General features: G+C 45.0%; 11 protein-coding genes and 2 pseudogenes. 10 read left to right on the top strand and 3 right to left on the bottom strand.

Translation table 11 applies throughout. The annotated features are described in order from the left end of the window. Positions 1-248: 248 nt before the first annotated feature. The 8 genes and pseudogenes from tnpA (MSHOH_RS09570) to tnpA (MSHOH_RS09535) all read left to right on the top strand — a co-directional run bounded on the left by tnpA (MSHOH_RS09570) (position 249) and on the right by tnpA (MSHOH_RS09535) (position 11,072). A pseudogene (gene tnpA, locus MSHOH_RS09570) lies at positions 249-713 on the top strand (IS200/IS605 family transposase). An 866-nt stretch (positions 714-1,579) separates the two neighbouring features. Then, a complete protein-coding gene (gene hdrC, locus MSHOH_RS09565) occupies positions 1,580-2,119 on the top strand; it encodes a CoB--CoM heterodisulfide reductase subunit C (protein ID WP_048139207.1) in 540 nt (179 codons plus the stop codon). A 31-nt stretch (positions 2,120-2,150) separates the two neighbouring features. Continuing rightward, on the top strand, positions 2,151-3,146 hold the full coding sequence (hdrB, locus tag MSHOH_RS09560) for a CoB--CoM heterodisulfide reductase subunit B (protein WP_048143336.1): 996 nt from the start codon (positions 2,151-2,153) through the stop codon (positions 3,144-3,146). A gap of 153 nt (positions 3,147-3,299) precedes the next feature. After that, positions 3,300-6,344 (top strand): CoB--CoM heterodisulfide reductase iron-sulfur subunit A family protein, encoded by a 3,045-nt coding sequence (locus MSHOH_RS09555; protein ID WP_048139205.1) that lies wholly within the window; start codon positions 3,300-3,302, stop codon positions 6,342-6,344. Continuing rightward, positions 6,344-6,790, top strand: a complete 447-nt coding sequence (locus tag MSHOH_RS09550; protein ID WP_048139204.1) for a hydrogenase iron-sulfur subunit — start codon at positions 6,344-6,346, stop codon at positions 6,788-6,790. Before MSHOH_RS09555 ends, MSHOH_RS09550 begins: the two co-directional genes overlap by 1 nt. 1 nt (position 6,791) lies before the next feature. Further along, entirely contained in the window at positions 6,792-8,021 is a 1,230-nt protein-coding gene (locus tag MSHOH_RS09545) for a Coenzyme F420 hydrogenase/dehydrogenase, beta subunit C-terminal domain (protein WP_048139203.1), read from the top strand. Beyond that, positions 8,012-9,583, top strand: coding sequence for a molybdopterin-dependent oxidoreductase (locus MSHOH_RS09540; RefSeq protein WP_048139202.1), 1,572 nt, complete (start codon positions 8,012-8,014; stop codon positions 9,581-9,583). The genes MSHOH_RS09545 and MSHOH_RS09540 overlap by 10 nt, the downstream gene beginning before the upstream one ends. Positions 9,584-10,609: 1,026 nt before the next feature. Next, a pseudogene (gene tnpA / locus MSHOH_RS09535) lies at positions 10,610-11,072 on the top strand (IS200/IS605 family transposase). Between the two features lie 624 nt (positions 11,073-11,696). On the opposite strand, the gene MSHOH_RS09530 reads toward tnpA (MSHOH_RS09535), so the two are convergent. Next, positions 11,697-12,011: a hypothetical protein gene (locus MSHOH_RS09530; RefSeq protein ID WP_158024107.1), complete on the bottom strand. Its 315-nt coding sequence runs from the start codon at positions 12,009-12,011 to the stop codon at positions 11,697-11,699. Between the two features lie 294 nt (positions 12,012-12,305). Between MSHOH_RS09530 and MSHOH_RS09525 the strand changes: the two genes are divergently transcribed. Further along, positions 12,306-13,199: a D-aminoacyl-tRNA deacylase gene (locus MSHOH_RS09525; RefSeq protein ID WP_048139199.1), complete on the top strand. Its 894-nt coding sequence runs from the start codon at positions 12,306-12,308 to the stop codon at positions 13,197-13,199. Between the two features lie 113 nt (positions 13,200-13,312). Continuing rightward, positions 13,313-13,477, top strand: a complete 165-nt coding sequence (locus MSHOH_RS25155) for a hypothetical protein (RefSeq protein WP_239451310.1) — start codon at positions 13,313-13,315, stop codon at positions 13,475-13,477. A 240-nt stretch (positions 13,478-13,717) separates the two neighbouring features. Here MSHOH_RS25155 and MSHOH_RS24640 read toward each other — a convergent pair whose 3' ends face one another. Further along, positions 13,718-13,879: a hypothetical protein gene (locus MSHOH_RS24640; RefSeq protein ID WP_204245409.1), complete on the bottom strand. Its 162-nt coding sequence runs from the start codon at positions 13,877-13,879 to the stop codon at positions 13,718-13,720. A 189-nt stretch (positions 13,880-14,068) separates the two neighbouring features. Beyond that, entirely contained in the window at positions 14,069-15,475 is a 1,407-nt protein-coding gene (locus MSHOH_RS09520; protein ID WP_048139197.1) for an MATE family efflux transporter, read from the bottom strand. Positions 15,476-15,477: the final 2 nt, after the last annotated feature.

Below are 15,477 nucleotides of genomic sequence, written 5' to 3'. Positions count from 1 at the left end.
ATGTTTACTAACCATTCGGACACTGGTGCTGAGTCTACTGCAGGTATTAACTGTTTTCGCTTTTTACTGCTATGGGAGCGCGGAGGGTCACGAATGCCCAGACTTTTAAGTCTGGGATGAAGTGAACCCTCGCAGGTTTTTCGACATGCACCTTAAAAATCTAAAATCGTCACTTTTTTCAATATAATGTTTTTTGACACCATAGCCACAGGCAGTTACAGCCACCTATGGCTAGGATGTGATAAGCATTGAAATTGCGTAGTTTTAGCCATGGCTATGGTCAGATCACCTACCACATCGTACTGGCGCCTAAGTACAGATTCAAAATATTCTACAACAAGAGAGCTAAAAAGGATTGCGAATCAATCTTCAAAAACATTTGTACTGAGAAAGGCTATAGCATACATGCTATGGAAGTAGTAGACGATCATGTGCACTTGTTTCTGGAATTCCACCCACGCACCTCACTATCCAAGGTAATTCAACACCTAAAAGGAGGAAGTTCTTACAGATTATTTAAGCTTCATCCTGAATTAAGGGAAAAATACTGGGGTGGAAGTTTATGGTCAAGTGGAAAGTTCTATAGATCAATTGGGAATGTAACTGCTGACACAATCAGGCATTATATTAACGAATCCTAAGGAAAACCAAAAAAAGAGATTAGATCGAATAGAATAAAGAAATATGGACAATTGAAATTAAGCGATTTCTAACTTCCCCCGAAATCGGCGGACGGCCCGAAGCATACCCTACCTTTTAAGGTAGGGTGGCCGTCCGCAATTTGATTTCTTGCGGTTTTTCTGTATTTACTCTTTTAATTTCTATTTCTTCTGTGGTTCCTGATTAATTATCTATTCCAGAATCCCGAAAGGAAATACCTCAGTTTTCTTTCTCTGCGTCGTGCGGGGACAGAGCTCTCTGCTAACCAGATTAAAAACAAATTTTGAACCAGTATCAAGGTTAAGAAGGGCAAAATCCTGAGGAAACAAATCCTGCCGAAAAAATATTTTTTTAATTCCTATAAACCGTTTTCAATTCGCAATTAAATATAAGTGCCTCCGCCAGCCCATCTGGTGACTCTTCAAAAAGGGAACAGAAGAAAGAGCATAAGAATTTTTTTAAATTGTATTCCCGCAGGCTTTTCATGTTACTTTTACTTCTGGTCTGTACATTATTTTTGTTTCCAGTTTCTGTTATTCATTCTTTTTTCTTCTTTATTTTTGTTCAACCTTTAATCTTTTTTAATCTACATTTCTGTAGAATGAGCCTGAGCTTGCTGATATTTCTTTTTTTAAATATTTTTGTTTGCTATATTTTTAATTATTTATCATGATAAATGTGCGAAACTTTTAAGTATATTATTATATTATTACCCCGCGAGCATCCTGAGAGGGTTCCTGAAAAGGAATGATGGTTCCTGTATGAGAATTAACGCTTTCTGCAAGGCCGTCTTCCAGAAAATGGTAGAGTTAAAAGAATTAATCCAAACCTTAGAAATTACTCGAATTCGAAAAATTATCTAAAAATCCGAAATTGTCTAATCACCTCAAAAACTAAGAGATGTATCAGGGATGAATCTATGAAACACCCTATAAAAACCTCAGAATCCGATCCTGCTTTCTTAGAAGAAATAACAGAAGAAGCCGGAGCGGAAAAGATTCTGATGTGTTTTAACTGTAAGGGCTGCTCCACAGGCTGCCCGGTTACCGATGTTGTACCTCAGTATAACATAAAAAAACTTCTGCGCATGTCTGCAATGGGGCTGCGGGACCGCGTGCTCAACAGTGAGCACCTCTGGTACTGCACTACCTGCTTCAGGTGTCAAGAACGATGCCCAGAAGGAGTAAAAACCGTGGACACCATGCTTAAGCTTCGAAGTATTGCCGTAAAAAACGGCGTCATGCTTCCAGCTCATAAAAAAATCGCCGAGTACGTCATGCGTACCGGGCATGGTGTTCCGATTGATGAGCAGAACAGGAAAAAGCGCAAAGAGCTTGAACTGGACGAACTGCCCGGAACCGTACATTCCTGCCCGGAAGCCATTGAAGAAGTAAGGCAGCTCATTAAAGCCTGCGGGTTTGACAGGCTTATAGGGTTTGACCAGCCTTCTCGGGCCTGAAACACGAATTTGCGATAAGAAGCTGAAAAACATGACAGAAAACATTACGAAAAATAGTACAGATAATTCAAAACGTAACCTTTCTCTCTTTTTAGGTTGTATCGCCCCGAACCGCTATCCCGGTATTGAAAGTGCCACGCGGAAAGTAATGGGACGGCTTGGAATTTCCATCAGGGAACTTGAAGGGGCTTCCTGCTGTCCTGCTCCGGGAGTCTTCCAGTCCTTTGACAAAAAGACCTGGCTCACCCTTGCAAGCAGAAATCTCTGCCTTTCTGAAGCTCTAAATGCCGATCTTCTTACCGTGTGCAACGGCTGTTACGCCACGCTTGCTGATACCAACCGGATCCTCAAAGAAGACCAAGAGGCAAAAGCCGGGGTCAATGAAAAACTTTCGGGAATCGGAAAAGAGTTTTCCGGTAAGATTGAGGTCAGGCACATAGTCGAATACCTCTTCAGAGAAGTCAGCCCCGAAAAAATCCGGGACACAGTTACGCACCCACTTGATCTCAGAGTTGCAGTGCACTACGGCTGTCACATGATAAAGCCGTCACATGAAAGAAAACTAGGAAGCGCGGAAAACCCTTCTTTTTTTGACGAGCTGGTAGAAGCTACAGGCGCCCGCAGTATAGAATACGAGGACAAAACAGCCTGCTGCGGTGCAGGGGGAGGAGCCCGCTCAGCCGTACAGGATGTGGCTCTCAGGCTTACGGAGAAAAAGCTCGAACACATGCAGAAAGCAGATGTGGACTGCATCGTGGACGCCTGTCCTTTCTGCCACCTTCAGTTCGATCAGGGACAGTTTGAGCTTGCAGACCGCCATGGCAAAGAGTTCGGCATTCCGGTGCTACATTATTCTCAGCTCCTCGGGCTTGCTCTCGGGTACTCCCCTGAAGAACTGGGCATTCACTTGAACCGCATTCAGAATACCGAATTCTATACAAAACTCGGGGAGATACCCGAAAATAAATTTCCGGGTAAAAAACTCGGTGCAGGCACAGATTTTGGAAAGGGTGGAGTGCCCACATGAGCTTGAAGCTGCTTTAAAGTAAATGCTGAAAAAAGCAGAAAAAAGCCATAAAAAAGCACAAAAGAGCCGAAAATTACTAAAAAAGGCTGAATAAAGCTGAAAACACTGTGCTGAAGCAGAATTATCTGAAGAACATCTGTAGGAGCTGAAAGCATGAAAACGGATATAACCGGAGCAGTTGCTGTCGTCGGGGGAGGGATTGCCGGGGTACAGGCTTCCCTTGACCTTGCAAACAGCGGGTATAAAGTTTATCTTATAGAGTCCGGGCCGACCATAGGCGGAAAAATGGCCCAGCTTGACAAGACTTTCCCGACTTCGGACTGCGCAGCCTGCATACTCTCTCCCAAACTCGTTGAAGCCAGCAGGCACCCGAATATAGAATTGCTCACATACAGCGAAGTCCTTGCCATTGACGGGGTCGCCGGGGGCTTTACTGTAAAGGTCAGGAAAAAAGCCAGGTACGTCGACGAGACAAAATGCACTGGCTGCGGAGACTGCATTGAAAAGTGTCCTAAAAAAGTCTCGGACGGGTTCAATGAAGGGCTTGCTCCGAGAAAAGCTATTTACCTCGCATTTCCGCAAGCTGTTCCCAGAATCATGACAATTGACCCTGAAAACTGCATCTACCTGAGCAAGGGCAGATGTGGAAATTGTGCAAAGGTATGCAAAAGAGGGGCCATTGACTACACCCAGAAAGATAAGGAACTCTCTCTCAAAGCAGGAGCCGTAATACTTGCTGCGGGTTTTGAGGCTTTCAACCCGAAAGGGCTTGAGGCTTACAGGCCAGAGCATCCTGATGTTGTAACCTCCCTTCAGTTTGAGAGGCTTCTGAACGCATCCGGGCCCTACCACGGGCATCTTCAGACCTCAAGGGGAAAAGAACCCAAAAAAATCGCTTTTATTCAATGCGTTGGGTCCAGAAACCAGAGATTATCAAGAAAGTACTGCTCCTCGGTCTGCTGTATGTATGCCGTAAAACAGGCAGTGATTGCAAAAGAGCACGACCCGGAAATCGAATGTGCAATCTTCAATATCGACATAAGGGCTTTCGGGAAAGGCTTTGAAGAATTCTACCAGCGAGCTAGAAACGAGAAAAAAGTCCGTTTCATCCGGTCTCGTCCTTCCTGTGTTGAAACCGACCCTCTGAAAGGCGAATTAAGGATTCCTTATGAAAACGAAGACGGCAGCATATCCCATGAAGAGTTCGATATGATCGTCCTTTCTATAGGCATAGGGGCATCCGAATCAGGCAAAGAACTTGCCAGGCTTGCAGGAGTAGGGCTTACAGGAGCCGGATTTATTAATACTTCCATAGAGAACCCCATGAGCACGGACAGACCCGGAGTTTTCGCTGCAGGAGCCGTGCAGGGTCCAAAAGATATTCCGGATACTGTGGCTCAGGCAAGCGGAGCTGCTGCAAAAGCCGGGGCTCTGCTTTCTTCTGTCCGCGGGACTCTGGAGAGTAAAAAGGAGTTCCCACCGGAAAAGGCAGTTGAAGGTGAACCAAAGGTTGGGGTGGTTGTCTGCCACTGCGGCACGAACATAGGCGGCTTTGTTAACGTTCCTGAAGTGGTGAGCTATGCAGGCACGCTTGAAAATGTAGCAGTTGCACGGGAAGAAATGTATGCCTGCTCCGAAGATGCCCAGGAAAGGATCAAGGAAATGATCTCCGAGTACGGGCTTAACAGGGTACTTGTAGCCTCCTGTACTCCGAGAACTCACGAACCCCTCTTCCAGGAAAGCTGCAGGGCTGCAGGACTGAACCCTTACCTCTTTGAGCTTGTGAACATAAGGGAACACTGCTCGTGGATTCACCAGCAGGAGCCTGAGAAAGCCACTGAAAAGGCAAAGGATATCATGAGGATGGGGGTTTCCAGGGTCAGGCACCTTACTCCTCTTTATAAACAGGAACTCTCACTCGGGCACAATGCACTCGTGCTCGGAGGAGGGATTTCAGGCCTGCATGCAGCCCTCGAGATTGCAGAAAACGGGTTTGAAGTTTTACTCGTGGAAAAAGAACCCGAACTCGGAGGGCTTCTCAGGAATATAACAGTCCTTCAGGACGGGAGGAAAACCAGTGAGATTCTCAGTCCTCTTATAGAGAAAGTCAGGTCTCATCCCGTGATCACGGTTATGACAGATTCAGAACTGGTCGAAGTCAGCGGCTCGGTTGGAAACTTCAAAGGCCGGGTCAGGGATAGAACAGGCAGAGAGCAGGAAGTCTCGTTTGCAGTCGCGGTTCTTGCAACTGGAGCCGAAGAGCTTTCTCCTGCAGGATACTTCAGTTATGGCGAATTCCCGAATGTTGTCACCCAGTCCGGGCTTGAAGCAAAACTCGAAGGCAACTTCAAGGCAAAACATGTGGTAATGGTTCAGTGTGCAGGAAGCAGGAATAAAGAACGCCCCTACTGTTCCAGAGTCTGCTGTATAACAGCTGTGAAAAATGCTCTCCGCATCAAGGAAAGGGACCCTTCGGCTACCGTGCATGTGTTGTATCGGGAAATGCGCACCTATGGTGCCTGGGAAGAACTCTACTCAAGGGCAAGGGCTGCAGGTGTCCGCTTTATAGCTTATTCCGATACCCGGCTGCCATGGATAGGAGAAAACGAGGTCCGCGTGTACGACGAGATTACTGGTTTTGACCTGGAAATCGAGGCTGACCTTGTAGTTCTGAGTGCTCCGCTTGCTGCTCCTGCTTCAAACAAACAGATTGCTCCTATGTTTAAAGTTCCTCTGGACTCAAACGGCTTTTTCCTGGAAGTCCACATAAAGTTAAGACCTGTGGACTTTGCAACCGAAGGAGTTTTCCTCTGCGGGACAGCCCAGGCTCCCAAACTTGTGGACGAAAGCATTGCCCAGGCTGCGGCTGCAGCTTCGCGGGCATGTATTATTCTCTCCAAGAAATCCCTGGAATCAAGTGCTGTTATTTCGAAAGTCAATACCGAACTCTGCGTTGGGTGCGGAGCCTGTGAGAAAGTCTGCCCTTACGGGGCAATCAGCTTAACCCAAGTTCTGCTTGAGAAGCAGGGCATTTCTTATAAGGCAAGGAAATCGGAAGTCAACCCTGCCCTCTGCAAGGGCTGTGGGGCATGTGCTATGAGCTGCCCGACAGGAGCACTCGACCAGCAGCATTTCAGAAATGACCAGCTCCTTGCACAGGTGAAAGATGTCTTTGCTTACTCTGAGGAGGTCCTCTAATGAAACCTGAGAAAAACGAAATCCCTGAGGCATGGGAACCCAAAATTGTTATGTTCTGCTGCAACTGGTGTTCCTATGCAGGCGCAGACGGAGCCGGAATCGGGCGTTTCCAGCAGCCTGCAAGCATGCGCATCATCCGTGTAATGTGCTCGAGCAGGGTAGATCCTGTGCATGTATTTTCAGCTTTCCTTGAGGGAGCCGATGCCGTACTTATCACGGGCTGCCACCTCGGGGACTGCCACTACATAAACGGAAACGAAAAAACTCTCGTGAAGTTCAATTTCATGCGTTCGATGTTAAAAGAGCTCGGCCTGGAAGAAGAAAGGCTTCAGCTCAACTGGATCTCGGCCTCAGAAGGAGAAAAGTTTTCCGAGGTTGTCCGTGCGGTTACGGAACAGGTCAGGCAGCTTGGTCCGAGTATCTTGAAACCAGAAGGGGTGGCATAAAATGTCGGAACTGAAAGCTGGCTCCGATATTAAAGTTGGGGATAAGTTGCTCGGCTGGGCTGTGTCCGAAGACGTGAGGTCGCGTGGAGCCTCCGGAGGGCTTGTGACAGCAGTGCTTGCAGCTGCCCTTGAGACCGGGTTTGTGGAAAGAGTGCTTGTCCTGAAAAGGGTCAGCGAATTTGAAGCCTACCCTGTGTTTACTTCGGATGTGAAAGAAGTTCTGGAATCAGCTGGTTCCATGCATTCCGTGCCCGTAAACCTTGCCAGGTACTTAAAACCCGAAACCTGCTCCGGAAAAATAGCCCTCCCAGCAAAGCCCTGCGATACAAGGGCAGTTGTCGAAAGGGCAAAAAGAAATGTCCTATCTCCTGAGAATACCTATGTGATAGGTCTCAACTGCGGGGGTACAATGCACCCTGAAACGGTCAGGAAAATGCTTGAGGCCGTCTACAGGCTTGGTCCCGAAGAGATCGAAGGAGAAGAAATCTTAAAAGGTAAGCTTGTTTTCTTCACAAAGGATGGGAAAGAGCATGCAGTTCCTATTGATGATCTTGAGGCAGAAGGACTTGGAAGAAGGGACTCCTGCCGCTACTGCCAGGTAAAGGTACCTAAGAATGCCGATCTTGCCTGCGGAAACTGGGGTGTCCCCGGCGATCTTGCAGGAAAAGGTACCTTCGTAGAAGTTATGACTGAGAAAGGAGCAGAACTTCTAAGAAATGCAGTCCATGCGGGCTTTGCCGAACTTATATCTGCTGATGAAAAAGGAATCTCTGCTCGGGAAAAGGTCAATAAGGTAATGCTCGGGATGAGCGAGAAAAGGAAAGCTGAAGTCTTTGCCCCTATTGAAAATGGAGGAGAACGCTTTGAGTATTTCCGGAAAGAGCTTGAAAACTGTATCCACTGCGGAGCCTGCAAGGCAGTCTGTCCTGTTTGCACCTGCGGGGAAGACTCAAAATGTACTGCGTACTCTTCCCTTGCGGACAGCTACAGGATGTCACTTTTCCATATGGTACGCTTCCTGCACCTTTCGGACTCCTGTATAGGCTGCGGGCAGTGTGAAGATGTTTGCCCTGCGGAAATTCTGCTTACTCGCCTTTACCAGCGCTTTGCGGTGCCTATCCAGAAAGAATACAGGTACATTCCGGGCATGTCAGACAGGACTCCGCCTTTTTTTGCCCTGAAACCCGAAGACAATGAAGATAAAGAAGGAAGTGGCTGCTCATGCAGATAAAGAACAGGGAAAATGTATACTCGAGCATATGTCCGGGCTGCGGGCTTACATGCGGACTTTATTTAAGGGAAATTGTTTCCGAAACAGGAGAGACTTCGGTGTCGGTGGACTTCCGAAAAAGCTCTCCTGTAAATGCAGGCAAACTCTGCAGGTTCGGGCTAAAGCTTCCGCTATATTATGCTGGACCTCAAACCTCAATGGTAGGAGGAAAGAAGTCAGGGCTTGAAACTGCTATCTCGGCATCAATCGAGACTCTGAGAACTGCGTCCGCAGAAAGCCTGGCTTTCTTTTCTGTTGGTAATACGACAAATGAAGAACAGAAGGCTCTCTCAGTCCTTGCAAGTGCTTTTGGCATTGGAGTAGAGATCGGGATGGATATTTATTCTTCACTCCCGGCTGGAAAGCACTCTTCACTCAGTCAGAGTATGTCCCTTGAGGAAGTTGAAGAGGCAAAACAGGTCTTTCTCTTTGTTGATCCATACTCTCAGTATCCTCTGCTTCTCAGGAGGGTTCTCAGGGCAAAGAAAAATGGGACAAAGATTGTCTGCATAGGACCAAGGCACCTGCCTGTTGCTGATGAGCAGTTCTGCCTGAAACCGGAAGAATGCGGGAAATTCCTATCTCCCTCCCAGGACTCAGTGCTTATAGCCGATATCCACCCTTACTCGGATCTTGAGCATATAAAAATGGTTCTGGAACTTGCAGAGGCTTCAGGTGCAAAGACCTTCTTCCTCAGACCCTTCGTCAATTCTGCAGGAGCAGAATTGCTTGAAGCGCTCACGAAACGACGCAGTCTGGAAAAGATATTTGAGAATATCGATTCCGGAAAAATAAAAACCCTCTTCTGCCTGGAATCCGACCTTCTCGAACTTGCACCTGATCGGGAGACGGCAGTACGGATCCTTTCGAAGCTGGATACTCTGATAGTCCAGACTTCAAGGCATGGGGAATTTTCCAGGCTTGCTGACATTGTAATTGCATCCGAACATTTTTACCACAAACAGGGTACTGTACTCAATGCTGAAGGGAGGCTGCTTTCAACAGGGGGAGACTCCACTCTTGGTTTCGGTTCTCTTTCTAGCCTTGCAGCGGCTTTTGGAAAACAGCTTGATTTCGAATCGGTCCAGAAAGAGATATTTGATGGCTTCGGACTGAAGGAAGCAGGTGAGTTTTCCCTACGGGCTCCCGAGAAATTTGTTCCCGAGCCAGTTGAGGTTGAAACTTCCTGTCTAAAGTGTGAATTAGATCAGGAAACATATTCCAGATCCTTTTCAGAGTCCTGTCCAGGGTGTTCTTCAGCCTCGCTCTCAGTTTCGCTCGTTTATTCTCTGTCCCCTTTCATGTGGCACGGGCTTGAAAATGAGAACGCCTTTGTCGAACTGAACCTCCAAACAGTTAGGAAACTTGAGCTTGTGAAGGGAGGCAATGTAAAAATCAGGTCTCAGGAAAATACAGTTGATGCGAAGTTCAGGGTATCGAACATTGAAGATGGTTACTTGCTTTCTTCCAGGAGAATCCCGGTTGAAGGCTTTCGAGGGGTTGAGGTGGAGATTTCCAGATAAAACAAAAGATGCCTGGATGGATATCTATGGTAATCGATATAACTGTTAATTTAAACTGATTTAATAAGTAAAATATAGCTCCACAGGATCAGGTATTTTTGTGAAGCTATATTTTTTTCTGTGAAGCTATACCTTTTTAATGATCTAAAATCAGTAAGATAAATTCATAAGGAATAAATACCTAGCAGTAAAACTATCTATACTGTTGAGCGGGTAACTTTGTAGGATTTATCCACCCTCTACGAGCAAACATACCAGCCCCAATGGTATAACTTTCTTTCCAAAGAGACTCCCCATATCTCTCTCCCTAACCGCTCAACAATCTCTTTTCAGATGCAGGTTTTTCGAAAAGTATATTCAATGCTTCTTCCGTCTGTATACAACTGAGTTTGTTTTTTCTATTAATTGTAATAAAAGAACAGGTAATAGAATATTTTTCTTAAATAAATACGACATGGTAGAAATAGTGGCCAGCTCTTTCCTGAATATGCCGGTTTCTGACTCCAGTTAAGTAGAATAGATTCAAAATAACTAAATAGTTAGCGATAAAAAATTATTTAACGCTGAGTGGATTCTGAAGATAAGTAGTGCCTCCGCGAACATTGTACTTTACCTTAAGTACTATCATTTTTAATTCCAACAATTCCCCAGATCTCCTCAGAACCCACTCAAAACTTGTTTTAATGTACTTCACTCCAATCTGCCTACAGTAAGTATAAAAGCAGATACTGATCAGGCGCAAACACTAATCAGGTACGGATAATGCCAATTACAGGTCAAGGTACTGCAGATAGCAGCACCTGCTGAGTTTGTTCCCGTAATTCGCTTCTCTTATCTTCGTTTATTACTAATGGAGCGCAGAGGGTCACGAATACCCCGTCCTTCAGGTCGGGGATGAAGTGAACCCTCGCCTCTTCGTTTTTTCACTTTAATTATCTAAATCCTCACTTTTTTTGTAAAATAAGGTTTTTTTGGCACCATAACCAGAGGTGGTGCCAGCCACCTTTGGCTAGGATGTGATATAAGTTGGAATTACGCAGTTTTAGCCATGGCTATGGTCAGATTACTTACCACATCGTGTTGGTGCCTAAGTCGATACAATATATTCTACAATAAGAGAATTAAAAAGGATTGCGAGTTGATTCTCAGTATAATTTGTGCTAAAAATGGCTACAAAATACATGCAATGGAAGTAGTAGATGATCATGTTCATTTGTTTCTTGAATTTCATCCAAGTAATTCTCTGTCAGAGGTAATTCAGTATTTGAAAGGAGGTAGTTCTTACAGCTTATTCAAGCTTCATCCTGATCTTAAAAAACGATATTGGGGTGGAAATCTATGGTCAAGTGGAAAGTTCTATCGATCCGTTGGAAACGTAACTGCTGATACAATTAAGCATTACATTAAAGAATCGCAAGGAAAACCGAGTGAAGAGTCTCGATTGCATAGGTTCATGAGATCCAAGCAAAGAAGACTTGATGATTTCTAATTACCAGAACAACCGGGCGGGCGGCCCGAAGCATACCCCATCCTTTAGGGTGGGGTGGCCGCCCGCAATTTGATTTCTTCTTTTATATATTATTATAATATATACTAATTATTCTTTATAATGTTATTATGTATTATATTAGGGAGGATTTTATGTTTTTATTTGTGTATAGTCGATTTTGTGACACTATCAGGGATTTCTTCGATTTTACACTACCGGGTAATACTCTCTAAACTGTCCACACAACATTATAAAAAACGAATAAAAAACGAGTTATGGAGATATCAAAAAAGCGAATTTGCACTATGATTTCAATTTGTGACATCATTACAAAAAAGAAGCAATAAAAAGAATTATTTAGAAATAAAAATAAAAAAGAGAGGTAAGTTTGTAAATATCTTACCACTCTGCCATCTTTGGAGCATTAGAAGTGTTTTCATACTGTTTAAATACAGTAGGTGAGGAATAGTTAAAACAAATTCCGCATGTGTACTCTGAGAACTTTGTATGAGTGTAGTTATGTTGGAACTTTGGGTCTCTAAGCTCACGAGGTATGTAGACCAACCACTCTACACGATTGTTTTGTCTGTTCAGTACTGTTGCAAACTCTACTGCACCAGACAACTACAATGAGTCTACACACTCGTTGAACTGTGCCACCTTCATGTGACACTCGCGATAGGCTTCGCACTGTCCTATTTTCAACGTATCCATTAGCTTTTCTTCAACCCTAACCACGTCATTGGCAATACCTGAAACGCAAGTACCGCTTCTATCATCGTGGAGCTTTGCAATTAGCTTCTGTGTATATGGCATATACACAGCATCAATCATGTGGAGTGCTATTTCCACAGCCCTGCGTGAGATTTTGAATTCGAGGATTTGCTCAGTTGGCATCTTCCTTGTGAGTTCCGGGATCTCACCAAGTTCGATCAGCATTGCAAGCCTTACTGTGTTTTCTTGGAAACGTGCTACGCAAGCACCCATGATATCATCGTGGTTGTGAACACAGTACAGTTCACGCTCGGCAGCCCAATCATCAATTATGTCAAGTACACCATTCCATACTCTTCTGAGGTTGGATTGTTCTGACCGAATTTATTCTATTTTTGGGGTTGGTTTTATCTATCTTTACGAATTCTAAAGGCAATTGTTTTTGAACGAAATTGTTTCTGAACGAAAGTTCAGAATAGGTTCAGGATAAATTCAGAAAAAAACCGGACTGATCCGAAAATGACAGATATGAATCCAGAAAATGAGAGTAACTCAAGAATTACAATCATTTGTTCTGCCCCAGACCTTGCCAGCCAGAACATCAAAACTCATCTTTTGAACCTGAGAGAATGGAAAGACCTCAAACTCCCTCTTGAATCCGGATTTTCGGCAGCCCGAGAATCTGCGGATGGAAGATTCAGACTTGTTGATATAGAGGAGATTCATGTCTTTCAGGACGGACTTGACAGAAAGCTGGAAGCGTCAGGATTTCCAGCCTCTCTGATAATCTTTGCCTCCAAGCACAGGAGCAAAGAAGAGATCAATTCTTTAACCGTACACTGCACGGGAAACCCTTCAGGAGAAGCAAGGCTTGGAGGGCACCCAAAAGAGCTTGCAGTCTCTTCACCTGCCGCAATGAAGTCAATCCTTAAAGAAATGAAGCGGCTTGCCGGAGAAAAAGGGCTTAAATATGACGTTACCCTTGAAGTTACCCACCACGGCCCGACGGAACTCTCAGTTCCATCCGTCTATGCCGAAATCGGCAGTACCGAAGCACAGTGGAAAGACCCTGAAGCCGGAGAGGTTGCCGCAAAAGCTATTCTTGCAGTTTCTCTTGAAAAAGTGCCTGCAGCTCTCGGCTTTGGGGGAGGACACTATGCAATGCGCCAGACAGGACTTTTGCTTGAAACCGAAATCTCTTTTGGTCACAACTTCCCCAAGTACCAGTTAGAATTTGTGGACGAAGCACTGATCAGGCAGGCTATTGAGAAATCCGGTGCTGAGTTTGCTTATTTTGACAGGAAATCAATGAAAAGCGAAGATCGGAACAGGATCTCCGAGATTCTTGAGAAGCTCGAGCTTAAGGTTTTAAAAGAATCGGAGATCAGGGAAAAGTATGGGATCGAGAGTTAATTCGGAGAGTAAAAAAGCTCAGTTTTTTAAAAAAGGTGCATACAGGTGTATCCCCAGGTAAGCCATAGTGCGCCATTATATATAAAAAACATTTACTAATAGGTTGGGACTTAATGTTCAGTACTGGTATGTCTTCTGTTCTTCTCCGTTTCCTTTTCGGTGGGAGTGCAGTTGTAGCTTCCAGATTGATTGCACGGAGTTTCGGAGGCACGGCTGTTGTTGTCTGTTACATCCTGCTTCAGCACCTTCCCTCAAAACTTTTTGCATGGAAAACCTGAACCGGCGGGGATTGTCCCTGGCAATAGCCCTTGCAGTCTGGTTTTTCAGCTCATATGCAGCAATTATACTGATGCAGGGTATTCTTAAAAGAAAAAGAAAAGGAAACAGCAGGGAAAAAGCACTTTAAGATTCAGGTTTTGAAAAAGAGCTTTTAAAGCTCTTTTTTATCTCTACCGTCTAAATTCTGCTTCAATATCTTTCAATTAATTTATTATTTTTCGTATACTCTGCCGTTTAATTTACTGTTTTAATCTCATCGGCTCTCCACAACATGTTACGTTGCCGGTACAGCAAGTGTCTGTAGCGCAGGTGACATCTCCACACTCTTTTACTACCTGAAGCTCAAAACCACATATATCGCAAAGAAGAACCTGACCCATTTTCAAATCTCCACAGTTCATTTGCATATCACCTCAGTATATTGATATGTAAAAGTATGTAACTAAGATTCAAACTGCTTTTGAAACAATGATTCTGAACAGTGTTCTGTAAACTGAGTGATTTTCAATGTATCCGGGTCTAAAAGAGTAGAAGAAAAAAAGGAAAAGAGGGCAGTTTGAACTTTTGCCTTCGTTTCAGCGTGCCAGATATTACTCGAGCCCGCTGGAAACTGCTAATTCTGTCCCCGCACCAACTCCTGAAGGACCTGGACGTTCTTTAAAAGTTCTGTATACTCTAAGGATCAGAAATGTCGAGAGCATAAATGATAGAATGTCCGAAATCGGATAAGCCGCCCAGATTCCATCCAGTTCATAAAAACGCGGAAGGATAACAATAAGCGGGATCAGGAATAAGATTTGCCTGCTGAGGGAAAGGATGAAAGAGGGTCTCGCCTTCCCAAGGGCCTGGAAAAGTGTCATTGCGACTACGTTCAAGCCTATCAAAGGCATTCCCAGGAGCATGATCTTTATAGCGTGTTTCCCGACAGACAGGTATTGCGGATCGGCACTGAAAAGCCCGAGGATCTGCTCCGTGAAGAGATGAATAATAAGCAAGCCGAGGAGTCCGAAGGTCGTTGTCGACATAAGAGCCAATTTTACGGCTTCGGCTATCCTCCCGAATTGCTTTGCCCCGTAATTATACCCTACAATCGGCTGCAGGCCAAAGGACATGCCCAGGAGAGGCAGGAAAATAAAGGAGTTAACTTTGATAATAATTCCAAAAACAGCGATTGCGACATCTCCTCCATAGGTTGCAAGGGCATTATATACAAAGATCATCATGAGACTGCTCGACGCCTGCATAACAAAAGACCCGACCCCTATAGCCCCTATTTCTTTTATAATGTCCAGGTTAGGTTTCAGGTATCTGGATTTAAAGTGTACGGCTCCTTTTCCTTTAAGGCAGTACTGCAGAAGCCAGACCGAACTTACTGCCTGGGATAGCACGGTTGCAATCGCAGCTCCCTGCACGCCCATTCCAAAGCCGAAGATAAAAAACGGGTCAAGGACAATGTTGATGCCCGCGCCTATCAGCATTGCATTCATGGCAAGGCGGGCGTTCCCTTCGGCCCTGACGATATGCTGAACAGCTACTCCGAAAACAAAGAAAATCCCTCCTGCAATTATATACCCAAGATATTCCATAGCATAGGGCAGGATTCCGGGAGTAGCTCCGAAGACCTCCAGAATGCCATCCAGGTAAAGGAGGCAGGGAACGGCAATAAGTACGCTGAGGATCAGGCTCAGGGAAAAAACGTTCCCAAGAGTCTTCTCGGCTTTTTCTTTTTCTCGTGCTCCAAGGGCACGTGAGATAATGGAAGAGCCCCCTGTGCCGAGAACAATTCCAAAAGCCATAATTATCATCTGGACTGGGAAAGCTATCGAAAGCCCGCCTATAGCCTGGACACTTTCCGTTCCATATGCCCTTCCTACGAAAAGCGTGTCCACAACATTATAGAGAGCCTGTACGAGCATCCCGATAATTACAGGAGTCGAAAGCTTGAACAGGAGCTTTCCTATACTCTCTTTTCCCAGAAATTCACTTTTTTCTTCCATAT

The organism is Methanosarcina horonobensis HB-1 = JCM 15518, assembly GCF_000970285.1.
In the GTDB taxonomy this organism is placed as follows: domain Archaea; phylum Halobacteriota; class Methanosarcinia; order Methanosarcinales; family Methanosarcinaceae; genus Methanosarcina; species Methanosarcina horonobensis.
Note: the sequence above shows the minus strand (reverse complement) of the source record. Positions and strands in the feature narration are given on the sequence as shown.

Bases quoted from the DNA above. Each gene is read 5' to 3' on its own strand.
- hdrC (WP_048139207.1), top strand. From the start codon at position 1,580: ATGAAACACCCTATAAAAACCTCAGAATCCGATCCTGCTTTCTTAGAA.
- hdrB (WP_048143336.1), top strand. From the start codon at position 2,151: ATGACAGAAAACATTACGAAAAATAGTACAGATAATTCAAAACGTAAC.
- MSHOH_RS09555 (WP_048139205.1), top strand. From the start codon at position 3,300: ATGAAAACGGATATAACCGGAGCAGTTGCTGTCGTCGGGGGAGGGATT.
- MSHOH_RS09550 (WP_048139204.1), top strand. From the start codon at position 6,344: ATGAAACCTGAGAAAAACGAAATCCCTGAGGCATGGGAACCCAAAATT.
- MSHOH_RS09545 (WP_048139203.1), top strand. From the start codon at position 6,792: ATGTCGGAACTGAAAGCTGGCTCCGATATTAAAGTTGGGGATAAGTTG.
- MSHOH_RS09540 (WP_048139202.1), top strand. From the start codon at position 8,012: ATGCAGATAAAGAACAGGGAAAATGTATACTCGAGCATATGTCCGGGC.
- MSHOH_RS09530 (WP_158024107.1), bottom strand. From the start codon at position 12,011: ATGCTGATCGAACTTGGTGAGATCCCGGAACTCACAAGGAAGATGCCA.
- MSHOH_RS09525 (WP_048139199.1), top strand. From the start codon at position 12,306: ATGACAGATATGAATCCAGAAAATGAGAGTAACTCAAGAATTACAATC.
- MSHOH_RS25155 (WP_239451310.1), top strand. From the start codon at position 13,313: ATGTTCAGTACTGGTATGTCTTCTGTTCTTCTCCGTTTCCTTTTCGGT.
- MSHOH_RS24640 (WP_204245409.1), bottom strand. From the start codon at position 13,879: ATGAACTGTGGAGATTTGAAAATGGGTCAGGTTCTTCTTTGCGATATA.
- MSHOH_RS09520 (WP_048139197.1), bottom strand. From the start codon at position 15,475: ATGGAAGAAAAAAGTGAATTTCTGGGAAAAGAGAGTATAGGAAAGCTC.